Genomic DNA, 23,649 nt, shown 5'->3' on the forward strand with positions numbered 1-23,649 from the left:
ATAAGAGCTGGAGTGTCGCAAGTCAACACCCCGGGCCGACAGTTTGGCTTACCCTACGGAAATATGATGCCGATCAGGATTTCACATGGCTGACGAGACACACGCGGGTCGCCCCTCGCCGGAAACGCGCCGTCAGCAAATCCTGGATGCGGCGTGCGAGCGGGTGCGCCAGTCGGGCTTCCACGCCGCCAGCATGGCCGACATCGCCAAGGTGGCCGGCCTGAGCGTCGGCCAGATCTATCGCTATTTCGAGAACAAGGAGGCGATCATCGCCGCCATCGTCGCCCAGGACCTGGCCGAGATGCGCGACAAGTTCGCCGAGATGGAGAAACAGCCGGGTACGCTGCGCGACTCCATCGACGACCACCTGCCCGAGGCCATCGACAAGTGCTTCGACCCACGCCGCGCGGCCCTGGCGCTCGAGGTGGTGGCTGAGGCGGCCCGCAACTGCAAGGTCGCCGCCATCGTCCGTTCGGCCGACGAGCAGGAGCGCGCCCTGGCCCGCGCCATGATGGAGCGCGACCGCAAGCCCGAATGGAGCGAGGCCGAGTTCCACGCGCGCTGCGAGGTGGTCGGCCTGTTGTTCGACGGCCTGCTGCTACGGGGCGTGAACCACCCTGACCTCGACCGCGACGCCCTGACGGACGTGCTGCGATCCACGGTGCGGCATCTGCTGAGCTAGACGCCCGTCGGCAGCTTCAGGCCGCAGGCCACCAGCTTGTCCCAGACGCCTTCCGCATCATCCGCGAAATGGACCAGCTCAAGGTCCGCCGGCGCGATCATGCCGTGCTCGACCAGGGCCTCGAAATTGATGATCGAGCGCCAATAGGCCTCTTCGAACAGCACGATGGGGATCGGCGGCGCCTTGTCGGTCTGGCGCAGCGTCAGGATCTCGAACAACTCGTCGAAGGTGCCGAAACCGCCGGGGAACACCACCAGCGCATTGGCCCGCATGGCCAGATGCATCTTGCGCATCGCGAAATAGTGGAAGCGGAAGGTCAGCTCCGGCGTGCAGTAGGGATTGGGGACCTGCTCGTGGGGCAGGGTGATGTTGAAACCGATCGACGGCGCGCCGACCTCGAAGGCGCCCCGGTTGGCGGCCTCCATCAGGCCCGGGCCCCCGCCGGTGGCGATGACATTGTCGCGGACCTTGTGGCCGTTCTGATGCTTGGCCCCGCCACGCTCGGAGACGATGCGGCCCAGGCGACGGGCCTCGGCGTACCAGCGGGCGCGCTGCGGCGGTCCGTCCTCGCGCACGCGGGCGCTGCCGAACACCACGATGGTCGAGCGCACGCCCCAGCGGCGCAGCGCCTCGTCGGCCTTGGCGAACTCCAGCAGGAACCGCACGCCGCGCATCGAGTCGCCGAGCAGGAAATCCTGGTCCAGCGCCGCCAGCCGATAGGACGGCGAGGCCAGTTGGGCGGTGTTGTCGGGGGCGTCGGTCACGATGGTGGCTCGCAAGGGTTTCTGGGCGCAGACTATCGGGCGATCGCCGCACGGACTTGACCTAGATCAGGGCGCGGGCGGCGCGCGCAAGCCCTGCTGCGGGGCTGTGACCCTCGGGAAGGCCTACGAATGACCATCAGCTTGACCTTCCACGGCGCGGCCGGCTGCGTGACCGGCTTCTGCGCCCGGCTTGTCACGCCGCGCACCACCGTGCTGATCGACTGCGGCATGTTCCAGGGCTCCAAGACCCTGAAGGCCCTGAACTATCAGCCGTTCCCGTTCGACGCGGGACAGGTCGACGCCGTGCTGCTGACCCACGCCCATATCGACCATTCGGGCCTTCTGCCCAAGCTGATGCTGGCCGGGTTCGAGGGGCCGATCCACACCACGGCCGCCACGCGGGACCTCTGCGCCGTCATGCTGGTCGACGCCGGCGGCATCCAGGAGAACGAGGTCGAGAGCCTAAACCGCCGTAACCTGCGACGCGGCTTCCCGCCGGTCGAGCCGATCTACACCGAGCGCGACGGCGAGCGGGTGGCCAAGCAGTTTCGCAAGGTCAAGCTGGGCGAACCCGTTCGCATCGCCGAAGACATCGTCGCCACCTGGTGGCCGGCCGGGCACATGCTGGGCGCGGCCTCGATCTCGGTCGATGTCGGCCCGGAGGGGAAGACCAAGCGCATCCTGTTCTCGGGGGATCTTGGCCCGGGCGGCAGTCCGTTCCTGGACGATCCTGACGCCCCGATCGGCGTCGATCACCTCGTCATCGAGTCGACCTATGGCGACCGCGACCGCGTGGGGATCGACAGCGCCGCGCGCAAGCAGCAGCTGGCCGACGAGGTCCGCGCCGCCCATGCGGCCGGCGGGCCCCTGCTGATCCCGGCCTTCGCGGTCGAGCGCAGCCAGGAGCTGCTGATCGACCTGCTGGACCTGATGGAGCAGGGCGAGGTTCCCCGGGGCGACATCTTCCTGGACTCCCCGCTGGCCATCGAGGCCACCAAGGTCTTCCAGGAACGCGGCTGGAACCCGCGCACCCAGACCAATCCGTTCGAAGCGCTGCGGCCCTCGCAGCATCTGCGGTTCCTCGACTCGCCCGCCGAGAGCGATGGCCTGGACCGGCTGAAGGGCTGGCACGTGATCCTGGCCGCCAGCGGCATGTGCGACGCCGGGCGGGTTCGCAAACACCTGCAACGCCTGTTGTGGCGGCGCGAGGCGACGGTGCTGCTGTGCGGCTATCAGGCCACCGGCACGCTGGGCCGCCTGCTGGCCGACGGTCGCAACCGGGTGACGATCCGGGGCGACGAGATCAGCGTCCGCGCCCGCATCCGCCAGCTGGACGCCTATTCCGGTCACGCCGACGCGACGGGACTGGTGCGTTGGGCCAGGGATCGCCTGCCGATCACGGGCTCGGTCTTCCTGGCTCACGGCGAACCCGACGCGACCGAAGGCTTGCGGCGGCGTCTGGTCGAGGCGGACTTTCCGGCCGAGCGCCTGGTGATCCCGGCGCTGGATGAGAGCTTCGCGCTCGACGGCGTGGGCGCGGCGCGACCGATCGGCGACGGACCGCCGCGCCTGCCGGCCGGCGCGCCTGGCAAGCTGGACTGGCACAATCAGCGGGTGGCGTTCCAGGTGGCCCTGGGCCAGGCGCTGGCCGCCGCGCCGGACGACCGCGCGCGCGAGGCCCTGCTCAAGGCGCTCACGGCGACGCTGGAGGGCTTAGGTTAGGGCAAGAGGTTGCGCCGCAGCTCCGGCGCGACGTCCGCCAGCGCCTTGGCGACCATGGTCGAGAACAGCGCCGCGCCCTCGGGGCCCAGGTGAGTGTAGTCGAACACCGGCTTGAAGCTGCCCATCGCGCCGGGCGGGGAGGGTGGCGCGGCCGGCGGACGGGGCGGGGCTGCGGCGCCGGGCAGGACCGGCTCATAGAACATCGCCCCCGTGGTGGTTCCCGACGCGGCCGCGGCGGCGACCTCAGGCGGGGGCGCCGCCTGGGCCAGGGCGAGCGCGGCCACGGGCCCCATGGCCTGGACGGCGTCGCGGCTCAGCGCATGCAGGTCCACCAGCGGGGTGTTGGTCTCGGCGGCCAGCTGGCGGATCGCCCGCGCCCAGGGGGCGAGGTCGTCGAACACCTGGCCGTTCTTGAACTGCCGGCGGATCAGGGGCGTGACCAGCACGGGCTTGGCGCCGGCCGTGCGCGCCTCTTCGACGAAGCGGCGCATGTTGACGGGAAACTCGGTGGCCAGGTCCGTCGAGCGCTCGGGGCGGCCGGGCTGGTCGTTGTGACCCAGCTGGATCAGCACGAAGGTCTGCTCGAACCCGCCCGTGCTGATCTCCTTCAGGGCCAGGGCCCAGGAGCCTTCCTCGCGATAGGTACGGCTGGACCGGCCGCCGCGTCCCAGGTTCACGCAGGCGATGTTCGAGGTCACATGCGTGGCGCAGAACGCCCCGCCCCAGCCGCTGTTCACCGCCATGGTGGAGTCGCCCACGAGCACGATCTTCGACGCCTTGAAGATCGGTTCCTGGGCGTGGGCGGCGAGGGGGAGGACGAGGAGGGCGGCGGCGATGAGGAGGGGCTTCAGCATCACAACTCCGCAGCTCCAGCAACGCTTGTCATCCCGGAAGCGCGAAGCGCTACCCGCGATGACAAGGATTTTCGGATGTTCGGGAGCTAGTCCAGCGCCCGGTACTTGAAGTTCCGGAACCGCGCCGAGCCCTTGCCGGCGGCGTAGATCCCCGGCTTCAGCATCAGGAAACCGCCGCGCACATTGTGGTGGTAGCCGCTGACTTCCATGCCGCGATCAAAGCGCTTCCAGGTCTTTCCCCCGTCGCCGCTGGTGTGGAAGGCGACGATGTGGCGGTTGTTGCGCAACCGCATCAGCATCTTGGCGCCGTGCGGGTTGGCGGGGCGGCCGCGCTCGATGCCGTACTGGTGGGTGACGAAGTTCTTCGCGTCGAACCCCAGGCCGCAATAGAGCTGGCGATCGTAGAACAGGATCAGGCCCGCGCGGGTCTCGGGCTCGATCTCGATCTCGCATTCGATCTCATAGGCCTGGTCGCCGTTGACGAAGATCAGCGGCGAGCCCGTGGACGGGGCTTCGCCCGCGCCCTTTAGGATCAGGGCGCCGCCCTCGCGCTTGATGCGGTCCTGCTCGCCGGGCTCGGGATCGAAGAAGTTCCACTGCACGCCGTACTTGTCGGTGGAGAAGTCGTCCGACAGCGCCATGCCGTGCGGGCCGGGCTTGCCGCCCTTGGGCTTGGGAATAGGCTGGGAGAGGTCGCCGCCGCCGATGTCGAACCAGCCGTCGGCCGTCCAGGTGACCGGGGCCAGCAGGGTCTGGCGGCCCAGGGTATAATAGCCGTTCTCGTAGCCGTGATAGACGGTCCACCAGTCGCCGGGCGTCGGGCCCTCGACCAGGGTGGCGTGGCCGCGCGACCACCACTTCTCGGCGTTGTCGACGGTGCGCACCAGCGGGTTGCGCGGATGGTCCTCCCACGGGCCGGCCAGAGACTTGGCGCGGGCGGCGATGACCATGTGCCCGGTCGGCGGGCCGGCCGTGCCGCCGACGGCGGTGATCATGTAGAAGTATTCGCCCCGGCGCATCAGCTTGGGGCCCTCGGGCGAGAAGCCCTCGACCTCCCAGTCGTCCGGATAGCGCCAGGGGTCATAGACATGCTCGGGCTTGCCCACGGTCGACAGGCCGTCGGGCGCCAGCTTGATGCGGTCGCCGCCCGACAGGAACAGCCAGCGCTCGCCCTTCTCGTCGACGATGTGGCCCGGATCGATATAGCGCGGCAGCTTCAGGTCGATCGGCTCGGACCACGGCCCTTCGATCTTGTCGGCCCAGATCACGTAGCTGGTGTTGTTCCCCGGGAACTTGGCCGGCAGGTAGATGTAGTAGCGGCCCTTGTGCTTGCAGAGCTCGGGGGCCCAGATCGAGCCGACATTGGTCTTCAGCGTCGGGGCGACCGGCGTCCAGTTCACCAGGTCGCGGCTGTGCCAGATCAGCAGACCCGGATAGGCGTCGAACGAGCTGTGGGTCATGTAGTAGTCGTCGCCGTCCTTCAGGATGGACGGGTCGGGCCGGTCGCCGGTCAGGATCGGATTGAGGAAGGTGCCGTCGCCCAGGTCGGCCTTGCGCTGGCCTTCGATCCCCTTGGTCCAGGTCGGACCGCTGGTGGGCTTGGCGGGAAGGAGGCCCATTTGGGCGGGGGCGGCCTGGCCGGCGGCGGGCAGGGCGGCCAGACCGGTACCGGTCAGCAGCGCGCCCAGAGCGCCTCGACGATGGATATCGACCATAGTGTTTCTCCCTAACGCGAACTTATCTTGTTGAACCCAAGATAGCGGTAACATCGATTTTGTCTACCGGTGTCATCGTCGTTTTGAGCGAAAGAAAACGCCCGGAAGCGTAGCCTCCGGGCGTCTGATCTTTCTAGATCCTCCCCCGCTGGGGGGAGGATTATCGGTCACCCCTGCATCGCTTCCAGTTCCTTGCCGCGCGTTTCGTGGACCAGCTTCTGGACCAGGAAGAACGAGACGACGGCGCTCAGCGCATAGAAGCCGTAGGTCATCGGCAGGCTGGCCGCGGCCAGGGCCGGGAAGCTGACCGAGATGGCGAAGTTGGCGATCCACTGGGCGAAGCCGCAGACGGCCAGGGCCGAGCCGCGCATCTGGTTGGGGAACATCTCGCCCAGCATCACCCACATGACCGGACCCCAGGAGAGGTTGAAGAAGATCACATAGAGGTTCGCCGAGATCAGGGCGATGAGGCCGACCTGGTCGCCCAGGGTCAGGGCGCCGTTGACGGTGGTGGCGGTCGAGAAGCACCAGGTCAGCACGCCCAGGGTCACGGCCATGCCGGCCGAGCCGATCAGCAGCAGCGGCTTGCGGCCGATCTTGTCGATCAGGCCGATGGCCAGCAGACAGGCCAGGATCGACAGCGTGCCCGACAGAATGTTGATCTTCAGGCTGTCGTCCTCGGTGAAGCCCACCGACTGCCACAGCACCGAGCCGTAGTAGAAGACGATGTTGATGCCCACCAGCTGCTGGAACACGGCCAGGACCAGGCCCGCCCACAGGATGACACGCAGCTTCTTGGTCGTCGGATCCAGGAGGTCCGAGAACTTGGGCTTGTGGTCAGCCGACAGCGAGGCGCGGATCTCTTCGACCTTCTTGGCGCCCTGGCCCGCGCCGAACAGGCGCGAGAGGATCGCCTCGGCCTGGGCGTCCTTGCCCTTGGCCACGAGGTAGCGGGGGCTTTCCGGAATGCCCAGCAGGCACAGGAAGAACACGCCGGCGGGAATGATCTGCATCCAGAACATCCAGCGCCAGGCGGGCAGGCCCAGCCAGAACTCGGCCGTCGAGCTGCCGGCGCTGTGGGCCAGGGCGTAGTTGGCCACGAAGGCGCCGGTCAGGCCGGTGATGATCATGATCTGCTGCACGGACGACAGACGGCCGCGGATGTTCGCGGGCGTCACTTCCGAGATGTAGACCGGGCACAGCACGCTGGCGGCGCCGACGCCCAGGCCGCCGATCAGGCGGAAGATGATGAACACGATCGAGCTCTCGGCCGCGCCCGTGCCGATGGCGCTGACCACGAACAGCAGGGCTGAGATGATCATCACGGTGCGACGGCCCCAGACGTCGGCCAGACGGCCGGCGGCGAAGGCGCCGATGGCGCAGCCGATCAGAATGGCGCCGACGTTCAGGCCGGTGCCCAGCTTGCTGAGGTTGAAGGCGCTCTCCAGGCCCTCTTGCGTGCCGTTGATGACGCCGCTGTCGTAGCCGAACATGAAGCCGCCGATCGTGGCGACGGCGACGATCGCGGCGACGAAGGTCATGTTGACCTTCCCGCCGTCCGCGCTCATGCCGGCGCTGGGACCGGCGTTGGATACTGAAGCCACAGGTGTCCTCCCCATGGGGCCGTACCGGCCCGTTGATGCCCTACTGGTCCTTGTCGGACCTCTGGTTGCCGGCGACATTAGTGTTACCGGTATCAGCGCGCAAGCGGTGGTTCTGACGACCACATCGCCGACGCGCGGGACTCACCCTGCGGCCGTATCGATAGCAGAGGGGCGGTGGTTTCCGCGACGGCGGAGTTGTCCGGCCCCCGGCGTTCCCAGCGCCCTGCGTTTATGTTAGCTATATCTAGCTAAGTGGAGCGCGAGGATGACCACGGTCAATATGCACGACGCCAAGAGCCAGCTCTCCAAGCTGGTCGAGGCGGTGGAGAAGGGCGAGATCGACGAGGTGATCATCGCCCGCCATGGCCGTCCCGCCGCGCGGCTGACGGCGTTGGAGCCTCGGCGCAAGATCGAACGTCGGATCGGGCTGGCGGCCGGCATGTTCGTCGCGCCGGCCGATCCCCAAGCCGACGACGCCGAGGTCGCGGCGCTCTTTCTTGGACCGAACGGGTGAAGCTTCTGCTCGACACCCACATCGCGCTCTGGTCGCTGACGGACGATGCGCGTCTGTCCGACGCGGCGCGCGCACTGATCCTGGATCCCGACAACGACATCTATGTCAGCGCCGCCACCCTCTGGGAGATCGCGATCAAGCATGGCTTGAACCGCAGCGGCCCCAACGCCATGCCGATCGGCGCGGCCGATGCGCGGCATCTCTTCGAGGCTTCGGGCTATGGGGTGATCCCCATCACGCCGGAGCAGGTCCTGATGGTCGAGCAGCTTCCGAAACGGCACGCCGATCCGTTCGACCGCGTCCTGATCGCCCAAGCCCTCACGGACGCCTTGCGCCTGGTGACCCATGACGCCGTCGTGGCGTCCTACAATTCTCAGGTGATCCTAGTCTGAGATATTCGGGTGTGGCGCGAATGCCACCCAGAGTCCTCGACCGGCAACATTGCCGAAAAGAAATTTGTTCCCGCGCGCCGGAGGGTCTTTACGGCTGGGGGTCGAGACCGCGCGGACGTCCGCAGCGTAACGCTCGACGCTTGAAGTTGAGGTCTCCCTTGCGACTGAAGTTCGCTCTCCTCGCCGCCGCTGCGGTGATCGTTCCCCCGACCCTCGGTCTGGCCCAGACGGCCCCCGCCCAGACGGCCCCCGCCCAGACCGCGCCGGCCAAGCCCTCGGATGCGCCGACCGCCGTCGAGGGCGTGGTGATCCGCAGCGACTCCACGGCCATGCGCACCGACATCGACCGCCGCAGCTACAGCGTCGCCAATGATCTGAGCGCCAAGACCGGTTCGATCAGCGACGCCCTGCGCAATGTTCCCTCGGTCGAGGTCGACGTACAGGGCAATGTCAGCCTGCGCGGCGATCCGAACGTGACCATCCTGATCGACGGCAAGCCCTCAGGCATGTTCAACGGCGACAACCGCGCCGACGCGCTGCAGCAGCTGCCGGCCGACCAGATCGACCGCGTCGAGGTGATGACCAACCCCTCGGCCGCCTATCGCCCTGACGGCTCGGGCGGCATCATCAACCTGATCACCAAGAAGACCCAGAAGCCCGGCGTGACGGGCACGGTGCGGGCCAATGTCGGCCCCGACGGTCGCTTCAACGGCGGGGTCAGCGCCACGCGCCGTGAAGGCAAGGTCACGCTCTCGGGCGACGCCAGCTATCGCTACGACCGCCAGGAAGTGACGATGATCGTGGACCGCCAGTCGCTGAACGCGGCCGGCGCGACGGTGCTGGACGCCGACCAGACCGCCGAGGTGCTGAACAAGGGCGGGGCGCTGTCGCTGCGCACCGGCGTCGACTACGACCTCGACAAGAAGACCCGCCTGTCGGCCGAGCTGCGCTATCGCGGCATGGACTATGAAGGCGACGGCCGCGAGACCTATCTGTCGCGCAACGGCGCGGGCGTCATCCAGCAGGCCTATCTGCGCGACAGCACCGGCGTCATGATCCGCGACAATTCGGCGATCGCCGGCGACTATCGCCGCCAGTTCACCGGCGCCGGCCACGAGCTGACCTCGCGCGCCGAGTACGAGATCACCCGCTTCAAGCGCGGCGGCGACGCCTTCGCCGACTACTCGGCGGGCGCCTCGGACTTCTATGAGGCCTTCAGCTTCGGCTCGGAGCAGAAGCGCGCCAACTGGAAGCTGGACTACACCAAGCCCCTGGCCAACCAGTCCAAGCTGAAGACGGGTCTGGATTTCGAGGGCGCCGACAACGACTACAACAACTACGGCGCCCGGGGCGCGACGCTGCGTGGCCAGAGTATCGACCCGGCCCGCACCAACCGCTTCGCCTATGACCAGGACGTGTTCGCGGCCTATGTCACCTATGAGCGGCCGTTCGGCGACCTGACGGTCCAGACCGGTCTGCGGGCCGAACAGGTCGAGATCCGCACCGACCAGATCACCACGGGTCAGAAGGGCTCGAACGACTATCTGCGGCTCTATCCGACGCTGAACGCCGGCTACCGCCTCAATGACGCCAACAGCCTGAGCGCGGGCTTCAGCCGCCGGGTGGCGCGCCCCGGCCCGCAGGACCTGAACCCTTATCCGATCTATCAGGACCCCTATAACTTCCGGGCCGGCAATCCGGACCTGAAGCCGCAGGTCACCGACTCGTTCGAGTTGGGCTGGCAGTACCGCAAGGGTCCGACGACCTATCTGGCCACCGCCTTCTATCGCGACACCCGCGACGGCGTGACCGACGTGGTCAAGGATCTGGGCGGCGGCGTGTTCCTGACCACCCGCGAGAACCTGGCCAAGAGCCGCAACGGCGGTCTGGAGTTCGTGGTCGTCGGCCGCCTGACGCCCAAGCTGACCTACAATGTCAGCGGCCAGGCGTTCTGGAACGAGATCGACGCGGCCAGCCTCGGCTTCACCGGCAAGCGCTCGGACACCGCCCTGTCGGGCCGGGCCAATGTGAACTATCAGGCCACCCCGAAGGACTTCTTCCAGGTCAACGCCTTCACCTCGGGCCGGCGCATCACGCCGCAGGGCTACCGCGAGCCGGTCCAGATGATCAATCTGGGCTATCGCCGCAAGGTCAACGACAAGCTCAACTTCGTCGTGACGGTCAATGACGTGGTCGACAGCTTCAAGATCGCCGGGGTGACGAACACCGCGCGCCTGCGCGACCGCAACGAGACCAAGGTCAATGTCCGCACCGCGTTCATCGGCTTCAGCTACGCCTTCGGCGGCGGCAAGCCCCGCCCCGAGCAGTTCGACTTCAGCACGGGCGGCCCGAACTAGGAGAGGCGCGGGCGGGGCGCGGAGGGGTGCCTATGCGCCCCCTCCGTCACGCCGCCTATCGGCGTCGCGACACCTCCCCCGCTCACGGGGGAGGAGGAAGCCGCTCCCCTCCTGCCCCGCGACGCGGGGGAGGTGGATCGCTGCGGATACGCAGCGAGACGGAGGGGGCGCTTCTGCGACCGCCCCTCGTCCGGTCGGCTCAATCCCCAACCAACCCCAGATGCCGCTCGGCCTCGGCCAGCCCGGCGGCGATGTCGAGTTCGGCATAGAGATCGCCCGCCTCGCGCCAGGGCTGAAGCGCGGGGCGGCCCAGCGCTTCCAGCGCCAGGGCGGTCAGCCGCAGGGCGTTGGCGAGATCCAGGCGATGCTCGCGTCCTAACCCGCCATAGAGCGTGGCGGCCTCCTCGGCGGCGGCGAGGGCGGCCTCAAGGCGGCCCGCCTCGCGGTCCATGTCCGAGACATGGCGCAGGGCCTTGGCCAGGCCCTCGGTCTCCCCCGTCGCCCGGGCCTTTTCCAGAGCTTCGTCATAGAGCGCCCGCGCCGGATCAAGCTCGCCGCGTTCGCGCAGCGCATGGGCGTCGGTCAGCAGCCAGTCGATGTCGCGCATGGGCCCTCCGTCGGTCGTGCGCATAGTGGCCGGGCCCCTGGGACGCGCCAAGGTCTCAGCGGCGGGGGGCGCGCCGGATGTTCGAGCGGCGAAATGCGCCGCGCGCCGATGTCACGGCCAGCATCGTTAATGCCGCCAGCGCGGCGGGGACCAGCGCCACAAGCCAAACCACAACGACGAGGCCAAGCTGGAGGATCGTGGTGGCGATCACCAGGCTGGGCGACTCCGGTCGCTGATCAAGGGCTCGGCCCACCGACAACATCCTGTCCGCGCTCAACAACTGGCCCGACACCTCATCAATACACCCGAAATGAGTTTCAACCCAGAGAAGAATTTTACAATTCGTAACGTTGTTCTTAACGTTTTCTAAACCTTCGTTGATCGGAGCGGGCTTGTTAACCAGAGCCGAGCCCTAGCTGTAGTGCATCACGTCCGTCCCGTTCAGGACCAGCCAGGCGAGCAGGAGCGCGGGAACCAGCGCGCGATGCACGATCGGTCGCTGCAAGAGGATCAGGACCACCAGCGGCAGGCAGTAGACCGGCAGCTCCCAACCGAACGTCCAGAACCATGCCGACAGGCTCGCCGGATCGTTGATGCGCAGGAAGACCGAGGCGGCGGCGAACGCCGTGATCATGCCGATCAGGGACGCCCAGACGAACCGGTTCTGCGACCAGTAGTGAGCCATCAGGTCGACCTCTTCGGCGTCGCTGTCGTCCGGCAACACGGCCTTGGCGGCCAGGAACAGGCAGGTCAGCTGAACAAGGATCAGCAGGAACTGCCACATCGGCGTGTTGATCCAGTCGGGCTCCCAGGCGATCCACCAGCTTCGGACGATCACGACGAAGACCAGGGCGGCGGCCGTCAGCGGCAGCCAATCCCATCGCACGCGGCTGACGCGCCGTAGCAGGCCGTGCACGCTCAGGATCATGTCGGTGATCGCCAGGCCGGTGATGATGGCCAACAGGCCTAGAAAATATTCCTTGAGTTCCATGGCACCCCCCCAGCCCCGTCGCATTTCAGCGTTTGGCGACGGAGAAAATGCGATTCTGCAGGGTGTTGTGAAGCGGGGGCGAACGACCGGGAGCGCAAGGAAAAGGGCCTCCGGATCGCTCCGAAGGCCCTTCGCATCAGTGGTTGTGGCGGGGCAGCTTGGCCGCCAGGTCCTGGTACTTGACCGCGAACTCCAGCACCCCGCCGGTGTCGAGCTGGCTGGCGTGAGCGCGGTAGATTTCCTGCCAGGGCGTCATGGTCGCCGGGACGGCGGGGATGCCTTCCTTCTTGCGTTCGGCGATCGTCGCCTCGTCCACCAGGGCGTCGCAGCGGCCGGTGTTGAGGTCGATGCGGATGGTGTCGCCGGTGCGCAGCCATGACAGCCCGCCGCCGATCGCGCTTTCGGGCGAAGCGTTCAGGATCGAGGGGCTGTCGGCGGTGCCCGACTGACGGCCATCGCCCAGGGTGGGCAGGCTCATGATCCCCTTCTTCAGCAGGTGATCCGGCGGCTGCATGTTGACCACCTCGGCCGAGCCGGGCCAGCCGATCGGACCCGCGCCGCGGATGACGAGGATGCAGCGCTCGTCGATCTCCAGCGCCGGATCGTTGATCCGCTTGTGATAGTCGTCCGAGCCGTCGAACACGACGGCGCGGGCCTCAAAGACGCCTTCCTGGCCGGGCTGCGACAGGTAGCGCTTGCGGAACTCCTCGCCGATCACGCTGGACTTCATGATCGCGAAGTCGAACAGGTTGCCCTTCAAAACCAGGAACCCGGCCTTCTCGGCCAGCGGCTGGTCGTAGGGGAAGATCACCTCGCGGTCGGAGGTCTCGCGACCCTCAAGGTTCTGCGCCATCGTCTTGCCGGTCACGGTCAGGACGTCGCCGTGCAGGCGGCCCTGCTGCAACAGCTCCCACAGCACCGCCGGCGCGCCGCCGGCCCGGTGGAAGCGCTCGCCCAGATACTTGCCGGCCGGCTGCATGTTGACGATCAGCGGGATGTCATAGGCCGCGCGCCAGTCGTCGGCGGTGATCTCGACGCCGGCGTGACGGGCCATGGCCACGATGTGCGGCTGGGCGTTGGTCGAGCCGCCGGCCGCCGCCACCAGGGCGATGGCGTTCTCGAAGGCCTTCTTCGTGAGAATGTCGAGCGGTTTGACGTCCTCATAGGCCAGGTCGACGATCCGCTGGCCGGTCTTGTAGGCCATCTGGCCGCGCTCGCGGTACGGGGCCGGGATGGCCGCGCAGCCGGTCAGCGACAGGCCCAGCGCCTCGGCGACGGCGTTCATGGTCGAGGCCGTGCCCATGGTGTTGCAGTGACCCGCCGACGGCGCCGAGCTGGCGGCGCGGTCGATGAACTCTTCCTCGGTGATCTCGCCGGCCGCCAGCTTGCGGCGTGAGCGCCAGATGACGGTGCCCGAGCCCACGAGCTCGTTCTCGTGCCAGCCGTCCAGCATCGGACCGCCGGAGAGGACGATGGCCGGGATGTTGACCGTGGTGGCGGCCATGATGCCCGCAGGCGTGGTCTTGTCGCAGCCGGTGGTCAGCACCACGGCGTCGATCGGATAGCCGTGCAGGGTCTCGACGAGACCCAGATACGAGAGGTTCCGGTCCAGCGCCGCCGTCGGGCGACGGCAGTTCTCGAAGATCGGATGGACCGGAAACTCCATGGGGATGCCCCCGGCGTCGCGGATCCCGTCCCGCACCCGCTGGACCAGGTCCAGGTGGATGCGGTTGCAGGGCGAGATGTCGCTGCCGGTCTGGGCGATGCCGATGATCGGCTTGCCGCTGCGCAGCTCCTCCGGCGTGATCCCGTAGTTCATGAAGCGCTCCAGATAGAGCGCGGTCATGTCGATATGGTCGGGGTTATCGAACCAATCGCGGGACCGGAACCGGCGGGGCGTGCGGTTAGACAAGGCGGACCTCATGCTGGGGTTGGCCGGCGACATCGACCTGGATGGCGAACAGGCCGCCGGCCAGCGGATACTGGGCCAGGGTCTCGTCGCTCAGGCCCTTGCGGGCGGTGGTGAAATAAAGGGTCTTCAGGTCAGGCCCGCCGAAGCAGGGCTTGGTGACGTTGGGGGCCGGCAGTGCGATGCGCGCCACGGCCTCGCCCGTGGGAGCGAAGCGGATCGCGCCGAAACCGCCCCACAGGGCCGTCCACAGATAGCCTTCGGAGTCGACGACCGAGCCGTCCGGATAGACGTCGTCGCCCACGGCGAACTTCACGAAGGCGCGCTTGTTCGACAGCAGGCCGTCCTCGGACAGGTCGAAGGCGTAGATCGTCTTTTCCAGGGTGTCGGTGTGGTAGAAGGTCTTGCCGTCGGGCGAGACGCACGGGCCGTTGGTGATGCAGATGTCGCGGTCCATTCGCGCGACGCCGGTGGCGTCCATCCGGTACAGCGAGCCGCTCTTGTTCTCTTCCCCGTCGTGCATCGTGCCGAACCACAGGCGACCTTGCGCGTCGACCGTGGCGTCGTTCGTGCGGTTGTCCAGTTCGGGCGCCTCGACAGTCACGATCGGCAGGAAGCCGCTCAGCGGGTTGAACCGGTAAAGACCCGATTTCAGGCCCGCGACGAAGCCGCCGCCATCGGCCAGGGGCGCGAGGAAGGTGACCTGTTCCGGCGCCGCGATGGTCAGCACTTCGGTGGTGGCCGGGTCATAGCGATGGATGCTGTGGCCCTTGATATCGACGAACCAGAGCGCGTTGCCCGTCCAGATGGGGCCTTCGCCGAGGGTGGCTTTCAGATCCCAGACGCAAGTGACGGCGGTCATGCTCAACCGTTCTCCGTAAAACTGATGTTGGCCGTTCGATAAGACGTGGAGCATTCCCAGGGAAGCCCCCGCGCGTCGCTCGGCCGACCTCAGCCTCCTAACGCCAGCCCGCGTCGATCCAGTACTCATGGCCGGTGCACAGCGCCGCATCGTCCGAGGCCAGGAACAGCACCAGCGAGGCGACGTTTTCGGGCAGGATACGGCCCTTCAGGCACTGGGCCGCGACGATCTGGGCCTCGCCTTCGGGCGTGTACCACTTCTCCTGGCGCTTGGTCTTGACGTTGCCCGGCACCACGCAGGTGACGCGGATGTCGTCGGGACCCAGCTCCCGGGCGAGAGCCCGGGTCATGCCCTCGATGCCGGCCTTGGCGGTTTCGTAGAGCACGAGGTCCTCAAGGCCCAGATGCCAGCTGATCGAACCGAAGTTGATCACCGCGCCGCCGCCGCGCGTCTTCATGCCCGGCGCGACGGCTTGGGTGCAGAACAGCATGTGGCGCAGGTTGACGTTGATCCGCTCGTCCCAATAGGCGCCGGTGACGTCGCCCAGGCTGTGACGGTCGTCATTGCCGGCGTTGTTGACCAGCACGTCGACGTCGCCGATCTCGGCGAAGGTCGCCTTGATCGCGTCGAGGTTCATCAGGTCGCAGCGCTTGTAGACCGGTGGGATCGGCGAGCCGGCCAGCTCGGCCTCCAGGGCCTTGGAGTCTTCGTCGGCGATGTCGAGGAAGATCACTTCCGCGCCCTGGCGCGCGAAGCCGGCGGTGAGGCCGGCCCCGATGCCCGAGCCGCCGCCGGTGATGACGACGCGCTTGCCCTTCAGGCTGGGATAGATGGCTGAGGACATGCTGCTTACGACCACGAGTAGGAGGTTTTGGTCTGGGTGAAGAACTCGACCGCCGCGAAGCCCTGTTCGCGGGCGCCGTACGAGCTGCTCTTCGTGCCGCCGAACGGCACGTGATAGTCGACGCCGGCCGTGGCCAGGTTGACCATGGTCATGCCCGCGCGGGCGTAGCGCTGGAAGTGGCGGGCGTGCTTGAGCGAGGTGGTGGCGATGCCGGCCGACAGGCCGAACTCGACGCCGTTGGCGATCTCCAGGGCCTCTTCGTAGCTCTTGACGCGGATGGTCGAGGCGACGGGGCCGAAGACCTCTTCGTTGTTGATCCGCATGCCGGCCTCGGTGTCGGCGATCAGGGTCGGACGCACGTACCAGCCCGGATTGTCGAGCTTGATGCGGTCGCCGCCGGTGACCACGCGGCCGCCTTCGGACGTCGCGATGTCGATGTACTTGTAGCTCGTCTCCATCTGGTCTTCGGAGACGGCCGGGCCGATCTGGGTGTTGGGGTCGAGCGCGTCGCCTACGCGCAGGGCGGCGACCTTCTCGGCCAGCAGGGCCACGAACTTGTCGTGGATCCCGTCCTGGACGATCAGGCGCGAGCTGGCGGTGCAGCGCTGGCCGGTGGCGAAGAACGAGCCGTCGAGCGCGATGGCGACGGCGCGTTCCAGATTGGCGTCGTCCAGCACGATCAGCGGGTTCTTGCCGCCCATCTCCAGCTGCACGCGGGCCTGGCGGGCCACGGCGGCGGCGGCGACCTGTGCGCCCACGCCTTGCGAGCCGGTGAACGAGATCCCGTCCACGTCCTTGTGCTTGATCAAGGCGTCGCCCATCGAGCCGCGGCCGAACAGCATGTTGAACACGCCCGCCGGGGCGCCGCACTCGGCCATGATGTCGGCCAGCACGTTGGCGGTGGCGGGCGTCGGGCCGGCCGGCTTGATCACCACGGTGTTGCCGAAGGCCAGCGCCGGGGCGGCCTTCCAGGCCGGGATGGCGATCGGGAAGTTCCAGGGCGTGATCAGGCCGTAGACGCCGACCGCCTGGCGGTAGGTCTGGATCTCGACGCCGGGGCGGGTGCTTTCCAGGTTCTGGCCGTGGCGGCGAAGGGCCTCGCCGGCGAAGTACTTGAAGATGCGGCCGGCGCGGACGGTCTCGCCGATCCCTTCGGCCAGGGTCTTGCCCTCTTCGCGGGCCAGCAGGCGGCCGATGTCGGCGCTGCGGGCGATGATGGTCGAGCCGACCTTGTCCAGGAGGTCCGAGCGCACTTCCGGCGAGGCGTCGGCCCAGGCCGGGAAGGCCTTGCGGGCGGCGTCGACGGCGGCGTCGACCTCGGCCTGGCCGCCCATCGGGACCTTGGCGACGACGTCGTTGGTGTTGGACGGGTTCAGGCTTTCGGCCGGAGCGTCGGCGGCGACGCGTTCGCCGCCGATATAGTGGCGCAGGGTGTCGGTCATCGCGCTGTCTTTCGGATTAGAGGAGGCCGCGACCGGCCAGGTTGCGGATCAGGGCCGAGATGCCGAACGTCCACGGCTTGGCCTTGTCGCAGGTGGTGACTTCGTTCTCGAGCACGCCCAGCTTGGGGGTCGAGACGCGGACGCGGTCGCCGACCTTGTGGGTGAAGCCCTGACCGGGGGTGTCGCGGTCCTGGATCGGGGCGAACATGGTCCCCAGGAACAAAGCAAAGCCGTCCGGATACTGGTGCTGCTTGCCATAGGCCTGGCCGGCCAGCACGGCCGGGTCACGGCTGATCAGGCTCATGTTCGACTTGCCGTCGAGCACGAAGTTGTCGCGGCCGGTGATCTTCAGCTCGACCTCGGCCGAGCGCACGTCGTCCAGGCCGAAGGTCTCGTCAAACAGGCGGAAGAACGGACCGATGGCGCAAGAGGCGTTGTTGTCCTTGGCCTTGCTGAGGAGCAGGGCGCTGCGGCCTTCGAAGTCGCGCAGATTGACGTCGTTGCCCAGCGCCGCGCCGCGGATCAGGCCCGAACCGTCGCACAGCAGCACGACCTCGGGCTCGGGATTGTTCCAGTGGCTGTCATAGCGGACGCCCACCTGGTCGCCCCAGCCCATCGAGGACAGGGTCGGGCCCTTGGTGAAGATCTCGGCGTCGGGGCCGATGGCCACTTCCAGATACTGCGACCACAGGCCGTCCTTGATCAGGGTCTGCTTCAGGCGCTCGGCGCCTTCCGAGCCTGGGTTCACGCTCTTGAGGTCGCCGCCCATACTGGCCGACAGCTGCTCGCGGATCTTCAGGGCGGCGGCGGCGTCGCCACGCGCACGCTCCTCGATCACCCGCTCCAGGGTCGAGACCGCGAAGGTCACGCCGGCGGCCTTCAGGCATTGCAGATCGACGGGGGCCAGGAGCTTGACCGGGGCGGCGCCGTCCGGGTCTTCCCAGACGGGGCGGATGTCGAGGGCTTCCAGCGGACCCTTGTCCTCGCCGCGCGGGATCACCGCGCCGGGCTGGAAGGCGTTCATCAGGTCGGCGACAGTGGGGGCGATCTTCGACACGTCCTCGACGCGGCCGCCGCGCACCAGCACGGGCGTCGGGCCTTCGCCAAAGTCGATGCGTCCCAGCAGGGTCGCGGCTTTCCAATCTTCCGGCAGGAATTCACTCACGCCCACGGCGTCGTCTCCCCAAAACTCGAGCGTCTGAAGCGCCGACACCGTCGGCGGCGCGCGTTCGTCGGCACTTGGTAGCGCTAACATGTGGGGACGGCAAGTAGGTTGTCTGACCAGCGCGAAATCCTCGGCCTCACGGGCGCGGGCGGTCCATGCTAGAAGCCGCCGACAAACCACGACCTGGACCTCTTGCCCATGACCGACCTGACCCCTGACCAGGAAGCCGCTCTGCTGGCCGCGCTCACCGACACCTGCCGCACGGCCGGCTATGTCGTCGAAGCCATCGACCGGGGGCTGGAGGTTTCGGGCGAGGATCAGGACGAGGGCGCCTTCTACCTGCTGCCCGACCACGGCTGGCTGCAGATCCGCTGCCTGGTGCTGGACCACGACGACCTGGACGCCGCCCGCGACCTGACGGCCCTGTTCGAGACCATGGCCCGCGCCCAGTTCCGCCTGATCGGCTGCCGCTTCGCATTCGATCCCGGCACGGGCCTGTGGCTGGTGGAGGACCTTTATCCGGGCTTCGACCCGGCCAGCGTCCCGACGATCATGGAGCAGATGGCCTTCATCTGGTCGTCGCTGGAAGACCTGTTCGACGCCGCCCTGGAAGGGGCGGTTCCTGGCGACGACGCCTTCGACGCGGCCTTCGACCTGGAAGCGGGCGGCCCGCCGAACTAGAGGTTCTTACCCAAGCGCTTAAACCCGTGTCATCCCGGAAGCGCGGAGCGCTATCCGGGACCCAGGGGGTGACGAAGCGCCTCGCGCGCCGCCCCTGGGTCCCGGCTCTCCCCCCGGCTTCCGCCGGGGTCCGGCCGGGATGACACGCTTTGGGGTGGCGATGGGTCGTGCACAGACCTTAGAGTTCGCGCTGAGGGACTTGCAGGCGGGAACCGGCGCCGAGGCGTGCCGTTCCCGCTGTGTGTTTTGTCGGGAGGGCGCTTTCCATGCCGAAGAACCTGTTGATCCTCGCCGGGGCCGCCGCCGTGCTGCTGGCCTCGACGGCCCACGCCCAGGTCAAGCCGCCGGCCAAGCCTGAAGAACCGTCCGGCCGCTGGGGCGAGGCGGGCAAGAAGGCCGTCGACATCGGCACCCAGCCGGTGCGCGACGTCGGCCTGTCCAAGCGCGAGGTGCCGCCGGTCCTGGCCAAGGCCTTTGACGACCCCTACAGCCTCGCGGGTCTGAAGTCCTGCCAGGCCCTGGCCAATGAGGTGAAGGCGCTGAACGCGGCGCTGGGTCCCGACTACAAGGTCGGCGCCGAATACGCCGAGAACCGCGCCGGCAAGCTGGCCGAGGCCGGCGGCAAGACCCTGATCAACAGCATCATCCCGTTCCGGGGCCTGGTGCGCGAAGTCACCGGCGCGGCTCCCGCCGACCGCCAGATGAACGCCGCCGTCGACGCCGGCCTCGCCCGCCGCGGCTTCCTGCGTGGGGTGCATCTGAAGCAGGGCTGCAAGACGAAATTCTGAGGGCGTCTCTCGACGTTACGAGAGAACACGCTCGATCAAAGGCCAGCCGCACTCCAGGATTGGCAGTCCTTCGCTGGGCGGAGGAGTGTCACCCACCCACTGTGACCTGCCGTCATCAGCTAACAGATAGACTGTCTCGGATGGACGAAGCACTTCCGCTATGTTGTCGACGAGCGGGGGGCCTCTAACAAGGAATGTCAGAGCTACAGACGCTGAAATGCTCTGGTGGGGTATGCCTGCGAGTTCGCAAATACTTGATGCGGTTCTACCGGCGCTAGATGCCGGGTAGAAAAGAGCGATAGAGCACATGGTGGCTCTCCTTGATGAATTTCAGGAGTAGCCTTCGGAGCAGGTCCCGCAGTTGAGCCAACCCGCCGTATCCGGCGACTTGGAGATGGTTAGTGTGGTGCCGCATTCAAGGCGCATTGGCGCGTACTACCCGTTGCTGGGGTTCAAAGCTGCCCACCGCCCTCAGTTCACCTCGGTCTTCTTCGGCGGTCCCGGCGGCAGGGGGGCGACCTTGACGCCGTCCTCGACCAGCGCCTTGACCTCGGCGGGCGAGGCCTCGCCGTAGATGCCGCGTTCTTCGGACTCGCCCTCGTGGATCGCGCGGGCCTCCTTGGCGAAGGCGTCGCCGACATAGTCGAAGTTCTCCTCGACGTGGCGGCGGACCTCGCCCATGGCCGTCATCATCATCTCGCGCATCTTGGCATCGACGGCGGGCTCGGCGGAGCGCTGGGCTTTCGTGCCGGCGACGGCCGGGGCCATGATCTGCTTGGACACGCCGGTCGAACCGCACACGGGGCACTCGACCAGACCGCGCGCGGCCTGATCGTCATAGTCGGCCGACGAGCCGAACCAGCCTTCGAACTCGTGAGTCCGGTCGCACCGGAGCGCGTACTTGATCATGCTGTTAAGATGGGGACGCTCACGGGCCGGTGAAAGCCCGGGCGTTCTTCAGGGCCGGGATCGCCGCGCGCGCCTTGTCGGCGGCGGGCAGGTCGAGATCGGCCAGCAGCACGCCGGGTTCGTCATGGTCCAGCGTGGCGATGATCTCGCCCCAGGGACCCACCACGATCGAGCGGCCCCAGGTGCCGCGCCCGTCCTCGTGGAAGCCGCCTTGCGCGGCGGCCAGCACGAACGAGCCGGTCTCGATGGCGCGCGAGCGCAGCAGGATCTCCCAGTGGGCCTCGCCAGTCGGGCGGGTGAAGGCCGCCGGAACCGTCAGCACGGTGGCGCCGGCCAGGGCCAGGGCCCGGTGCAGGGCCGGGAAGCGCATGTCATAGCAGATGGTCAGGCCAAGCTTGGCCCAAGGCGTATCTACCACCACGGCGGCCTCGCCGGGCTCATAGGCCGAGGACTCCCGCGCCGTCTCGCCGGTGGGGAGGTCGACGTCGAACATGTGCAGCTTGTCGTAGGTCGCCACGATCGCGCCGGTCGGGTCGATGACGACCTGGCGGTTGGCGGCCTTCTCGCCAGCTTCGCGCCGCACCAGGGCCGAGCCGATGGCGATCCAGGTCCCGGTCTGGGCGGCGATCTCGCGCAGGCCCAGCACCACCGGATCCTCGTCCAGAGTCTTGAGCGCCGGCAGCAAGAGGCTGCGGTCCTTCTGGACGACGTTGGTGCATTCGGGCGTCAGCACGACCTTCGCGCCGCCCGCGATCGCCTCGCGCACCAGCGGCGCCACGTGGTCGAGCGCGGCGGCGTGGGTGGCGGGGGTGCGGGTCTGGATCAGCCCGACGCGGAGGGGCGCGGGCGGGCTCATGCGTTCAGCAGCGCGTCCAGCTTGCCCTGATCTTCAAGGGCCATCATGTCGTCGCAGCCGCCGATGTGCTGCTCGCCCACGAAGATCTGCGGGAAGGTGTTGCGGCCCGAGCGCTGCATCATCTCCTGGCGGAGGGCCGGATCCATGCCGGCCTCGATCTCGGTGAAGTCGGCGCCCTTGTCGTTCAGCAGCGCCACGGCGCGCGAGCAGTAGGGGCAGAAGGGGCGGGTGTAGATGGTGACCTTGGCCATGAGGTGTGACTCGCTGGTGTTCCGACATCCTCATATAGGGCGCGCCTGCGTTTCTGTAACGCGCGCGACGACGGCCAGGGTCACGCGGGCCGCGCCGGCGGCCAGCAGCGCCCGCGCGCAGCCCTCGGCGGTGGCGCCGGTGGTCAGGACGTCGTCAATCAGCAGGACCTTGCGGCCCACGACCTGGCGTCGCCGAGACGGCGGAACGACGAAGGCTGCGGCCACGTTGCGTCGCCGCCCCGAGGCGGACTTGCCGCCCTGGCTGGCGGTGTCCCGCCGTCGGATCAGGGCGTCGGGCAGGTAGGCGCGTCCGGCCATCCGCGCCAGAGGGCGGGCGATCTCGGCGGCCTGGTTGTAGCGCCGGGTCAGCATCCGGACGCGGTGCATGGGGACGGGGGCGATGGCGTCGGCCTCGTCCAGCAGCTCGCCCGCCGACCGCGACAGCCAGCGCGCGAACAGGCCCGCCAGGTCGACGCGGTCGGCGTGCTTGAGCATCAGGACAAGATCGCGCGAGTGCTCGTCATAGACGCAGGCTGCCCGGGCCCGGGCGAAGGCCTTGGGCTTGGCCCGGCAGGCGGGGCAGCGCTCGGCGGCGGCGTCGACATAGGGCATGGCCAGACCGCAGCCGTCACAGACCGGATCGTCGATGAAGGTCACCTTGGCGAACGCCGCCGGCGTCAGGCCGCCGCTCAGGGCGGGACCGCCGTCCAGGCTGGCGGGCGGCAGGACCAGGTCCAGCAACCCGCGCCCCAGGCCGCGCAAATGAGGGACAAGGCGCTCTGTCGCGGCTTTCCATGTCGGTTCGAAATCGCCATGTTCCGCGCGCATGACCGCTTCTCCGCTCCTGTTCGACCGCGCCCTGCTTCGCCGGCGCCTTGACCGCGCCGCGCCCGAGTTCGGCGCCGCCGACTTCCTGAAGGCGCGCGCCGCCCAGGACGTGGTGATGCGGCTGGAGACGATCCTGCGACGCTTTCCGGTCGTCGTCGACCTCGGCGCGAGAAATGGACATTTTTTCAAGGCCTTGAGCGAGAGCGACGCCCGCGCCAACATCGATACGCTGATCGAGGCCGACCTGTCGGGTCGGATGCTGGCGGGCCGCGACACCCTGCGCCTGGTGGCCGACGAAGAGCGCCTGCCGTTCGGCGACCACAGCCTTGATCTGGTGGTCTCGACCCTGTCGCTGCACTGGACCAACGACCTTGTGGGCGCGCTGATCCAGATCCGGAGGGCGCTGCGGCCCGACGGCCTGTTCGTCGGCGCGCTGTTTGGCGGGGCGACCCTGACGGAACTTCGCCAGTGCCTGCTGGCGGCCGAGGCCGAGCTGACCGACGGCGCCTCGATGCGGGTCTCGCCGTTCGCCGACGCCATCGACGCGGCGGGCCTTTTGCAACGCGCCGGCTTCGCCTTGCCGGTGGCGGACGTCGATCGCGTGAAGGTGCGCTACGCCCACCCGATCGCGCTGCTGCGCGATCTTCGGAAAATGGGGGAGACCAGCGTGCTGCTGGACCGCTCGCGCAAGCCCTTGACCCGCAAGGTGCTGTTCCGGGCGATGGAGCTGTATGTCGAACGCTTCGCCGAGGCTGACGGCAAGGTGCCGGCGACGTTCGAGATCGTCTCGGTCACCGGCTGGGCGCCGCACGACAGCCAGCAAAAGCCGCTGCGGCCGGGCTCGGCCAAGATGCGCCTGGCGGATGCGCTTGGGACGAAGGAGCAGTCCACCGGCGACAAGGCGGGGTAGGG

Annotated in this window: 23 protein-coding genes and 2 pseudogenes; 8 read left to right on the forward strand and 17 right to left on the reverse strand. The window is 68.0% G+C overall.

All coding sequences use genetic code 11. The annotated features are described in order from the left end of the window. Window positions 1-85 precede the first annotated feature (85 nt). Window positions 86-682 (forward strand): TetR/AcrR family transcriptional regulator, encoded by a 597-nt coding sequence (locus OVA11_RS07080; protein ID WP_268066788.1) that lies wholly within the window; start codon window positions 86-88, stop codon window positions 680-682. Here the strand turns inward: OVA11_RS07080 and OVA11_RS07085 are convergent. Beyond that, the gene (locus OVA11_RS07085) at window positions 679-1,446 is read right to left on the reverse strand and encodes a TIGR00730 family Rossman fold protein (protein ID WP_268066789.1); all 768 of its coding nucleotides are present in this window, start codon (window positions 1,444-1,446) and stop codon (window positions 679-681) included. The genes OVA11_RS07080 and OVA11_RS07085 overlap by 4 nt on opposite strands. Window positions 1,447-1,575: 129 nt before the next feature. Between OVA11_RS07085 and OVA11_RS07090 the strand changes: the two genes are divergently transcribed. Continuing rightward, window positions 1,576-3,168, forward strand: a complete 1,593-nt coding sequence (locus OVA11_RS07090; RefSeq protein WP_268066790.1) for an MBL fold metallo-hydrolase — start codon at window positions 1,576-1,578, stop codon at window positions 3,166-3,168. Here OVA11_RS07090 and OVA11_RS07095 read toward each other — a convergent pair. From OVA11_RS07095 to OVA11_RS07105, 3 genes are all read right to left on the reverse strand, one after another. Next, the gene (locus tag OVA11_RS07095) at window positions 3,165-4,022 is read right to left on the reverse strand and encodes a rhamnogalacturonan acetylesterase (RefSeq protein WP_268066791.1); all 858 of its coding nucleotides are present in this window, start codon (window positions 4,020-4,022) and stop codon (window positions 3,165-3,167) included. The two genes, OVA11_RS07090 and OVA11_RS07095, sit on opposite strands and share 4 nt — an antisense overlap. A gap of 86 nt (window positions 4,023-4,108) precedes the next feature. Further along, on the reverse strand, window positions 4,109-5,737 hold the full coding sequence (locus tag OVA11_RS07100) for a family 43 glycosylhydrolase (RefSeq protein WP_268066792.1): 1,629 nt from the start codon (window positions 5,735-5,737) through the stop codon (window positions 4,109-4,111). A gap of 167 nt (window positions 5,738-5,904) precedes the next feature. Continuing rightward, window positions 5,905-7,341, reverse strand: a complete 1,437-nt coding sequence (locus OVA11_RS07105; RefSeq protein WP_268066793.1) for a sugar porter family MFS transporter — start codon at window positions 7,339-7,341, stop codon at window positions 5,905-5,907. Window positions 7,342-7,606: 265 nt separating this feature from the next. Here OVA11_RS07105 and OVA11_RS07110 point away from each other — a divergent pair, with 265 nt between their 5' ends. The 3 genes from OVA11_RS07110 (at window position 7,607) to OVA11_RS07120 (ending at window position 10,604) form a co-directional block, all read left to right on the forward strand. Next, window positions 7,607-7,855: a type II toxin-antitoxin system Phd/YefM family antitoxin gene (locus tag OVA11_RS07110; RefSeq protein ID WP_268066794.1), complete on the forward strand. Its 249-nt coding sequence runs from the start codon at window positions 7,607-7,609 to the stop codon at window positions 7,853-7,855. Further along, a complete protein-coding gene (locus tag OVA11_RS07115) occupies window positions 7,852-8,247 on the forward strand; it encodes a type II toxin-antitoxin system VapC family toxin (RefSeq protein WP_268066795.1) in 396 nt (131 codons plus the stop codon). Before OVA11_RS07110 ends, OVA11_RS07115 begins: the two co-directional genes overlap by 4 nt. A gap of 158 nt (window positions 8,248-8,405) precedes the next feature. Continuing rightward, window positions 8,406-10,604 (forward strand): TonB-dependent receptor domain-containing protein, encoded by a 2,199-nt coding sequence (locus tag OVA11_RS07120; protein ID WP_268066797.1) that lies wholly within the window; start codon window positions 8,406-8,408, stop codon window positions 10,602-10,604. Window positions 10,605-10,634: 30 nt separating this feature from the next. On the opposite strand, the pseudogene OVA11_RS07125 reads toward OVA11_RS07120, so the two are convergent. The 9 genes and pseudogenes from OVA11_RS07125 to OVA11_RS07165 form a co-directional block, all read right to left on the reverse strand. Further along, window positions 10,635-10,788: pseudogene (locus tag OVA11_RS07125) on the reverse strand (hypothetical protein); the annotation flags it as partial. Between the two features lie 24 nt (window positions 10,789-10,812). After that, window positions 10,813-11,211 (reverse strand): annotated as a pseudogene (locus OVA11_RS07130) (GNAT family N-acetyltransferase); the annotation flags it as partial. A gap of 55 nt (window positions 11,212-11,266) precedes the next feature. Next, a complete protein-coding gene (locus tag OVA11_RS07135) occupies window positions 11,267-11,503 on the reverse strand; it encodes a hypothetical protein (RefSeq protein WP_268066798.1) in 237 nt (78 codons plus the stop codon). A gap of 120 nt (window positions 11,504-11,623) precedes the next feature. Continuing rightward, window positions 11,624-12,202, reverse strand: a complete 579-nt coding sequence (locus tag OVA11_RS07140) for a hypothetical protein (RefSeq protein WP_268066799.1) — start codon at window positions 12,200-12,202, stop codon at window positions 11,624-11,626. Window positions 12,203-12,338: 136 nt separating this feature from the next. Then, on the reverse strand, window positions 12,339-14,114 hold the full coding sequence (gene xylD / locus OVA11_RS07145) for a xylonate dehydratase XylD (protein ID WP_268066800.1): 1,776 nt from the start codon (window positions 14,112-14,114) through the stop codon (window positions 12,339-12,341). Then, window positions 14,107-14,973, reverse strand: coding sequence for a D-xylonolactone lactonase (gene xylC, locus OVA11_RS07150; protein WP_268066801.1), 867 nt, complete (start codon window positions 14,971-14,973; stop codon window positions 14,107-14,109). The genes xylD and xylC overlap by 8 nt, the downstream gene beginning before the upstream one ends. A gap of 97 nt (window positions 14,974-15,070) precedes the next feature. Further along, window positions 15,071-15,817: a D-xylose 1-dehydrogenase gene (gene xylB, locus OVA11_RS07155; RefSeq protein ID WP_268066802.1), complete on the reverse strand. Its 747-nt coding sequence runs from the start codon at window positions 15,815-15,817 to the stop codon at window positions 15,071-15,073. Window positions 15,818-15,822: 5 nt separating this feature from the next. Beyond that, window positions 15,823-17,259, reverse strand: coding sequence for an aldehyde dehydrogenase family protein (locus OVA11_RS07160; protein ID WP_268066803.1), 1,437 nt, complete (start codon window positions 17,257-17,259; stop codon window positions 15,823-15,825). Between the two features lie 16 nt (window positions 17,260-17,275). Next, window positions 17,276-18,430, reverse strand: coding sequence for a fumarylacetoacetate hydrolase family protein (locus tag OVA11_RS07165; protein ID WP_268066804.1), 1,155 nt, complete (start codon window positions 18,428-18,430; stop codon window positions 17,276-17,278). A 186-nt stretch (window positions 18,431-18,616) separates the two neighbouring features. On the opposite strand from OVA11_RS07165, the gene OVA11_RS07170 reads away from it, so the two are divergent. After that, window positions 18,617-19,105, forward strand: a complete 489-nt coding sequence (locus OVA11_RS07170; protein ID WP_268066805.1) for a hypothetical protein — start codon at window positions 18,617-18,619, stop codon at window positions 19,103-19,105. Between the two features lie 266 nt (window positions 19,106-19,371). Beyond that, a complete protein-coding gene (locus OVA11_RS07175) occupies window positions 19,372-19,893 on the forward strand; it encodes a hypothetical protein (protein ID WP_268066806.1) in 522 nt (173 codons plus the stop codon). 471 nt (window positions 19,894-20,364) lie between these two features. On the opposite strand, the gene OVA11_RS07180 is transcribed toward OVA11_RS07175, so the two are convergent. From OVA11_RS07180 to OVA11_RS07195, 4 genes are read right to left on the reverse strand one after another with little or no spacing between them, the layout of a single operon-like run. Beyond that, on the reverse strand, window positions 20,365-20,802 hold the full coding sequence (locus tag OVA11_RS07180; RefSeq protein WP_268066808.1) for a DUF1178 family protein: 438 nt from the start codon (window positions 20,800-20,802) through the stop codon (window positions 20,365-20,367). A 19-nt stretch (window positions 20,803-20,821) separates the two neighbouring features. After that, a complete protein-coding gene (locus OVA11_RS07185; RefSeq protein WP_268066809.1) occupies window positions 20,822-21,658 on the reverse strand; it encodes a carbon-nitrogen hydrolase family protein in 837 nt (278 codons plus the stop codon). Beyond that, entirely contained in the window at window positions 21,655-21,909 is a 255-nt protein-coding gene (grxC, locus tag OVA11_RS07190; protein WP_096052288.1) for a glutaredoxin 3, read from the reverse strand. Before grxC ends, OVA11_RS07185 begins: the two co-directional genes overlap by 4 nt. Window positions 21,910-21,939: 30 nt before the next feature. After that, a complete protein-coding gene (locus OVA11_RS07195; RefSeq protein WP_268066810.1) occupies window positions 21,940-22,737 on the reverse strand; it encodes a ComF family protein in 798 nt (265 codons plus the stop codon). On the opposite strand from OVA11_RS07195, the gene OVA11_RS07200 reads away from it, so the two are divergent. Next, window positions 22,736-23,647, forward strand: a complete 912-nt coding sequence (locus tag OVA11_RS07200) for a methyltransferase domain-containing protein (RefSeq protein WP_268066811.1) — start codon at window positions 22,736-22,738, stop codon at window positions 23,645-23,647. The genes OVA11_RS07195 and OVA11_RS07200 overlap by 2 nt on opposite strands. Window positions 23,648-23,649: the final 2 nt, after the last annotated feature.

This window comes from Caulobacter sp. SL161 (genome assembly GCF_026672375.1).
Lineage (GTDB): Bacteria > Pseudomonadota > Alphaproteobacteria > Caulobacterales > Caulobacteraceae > Caulobacter.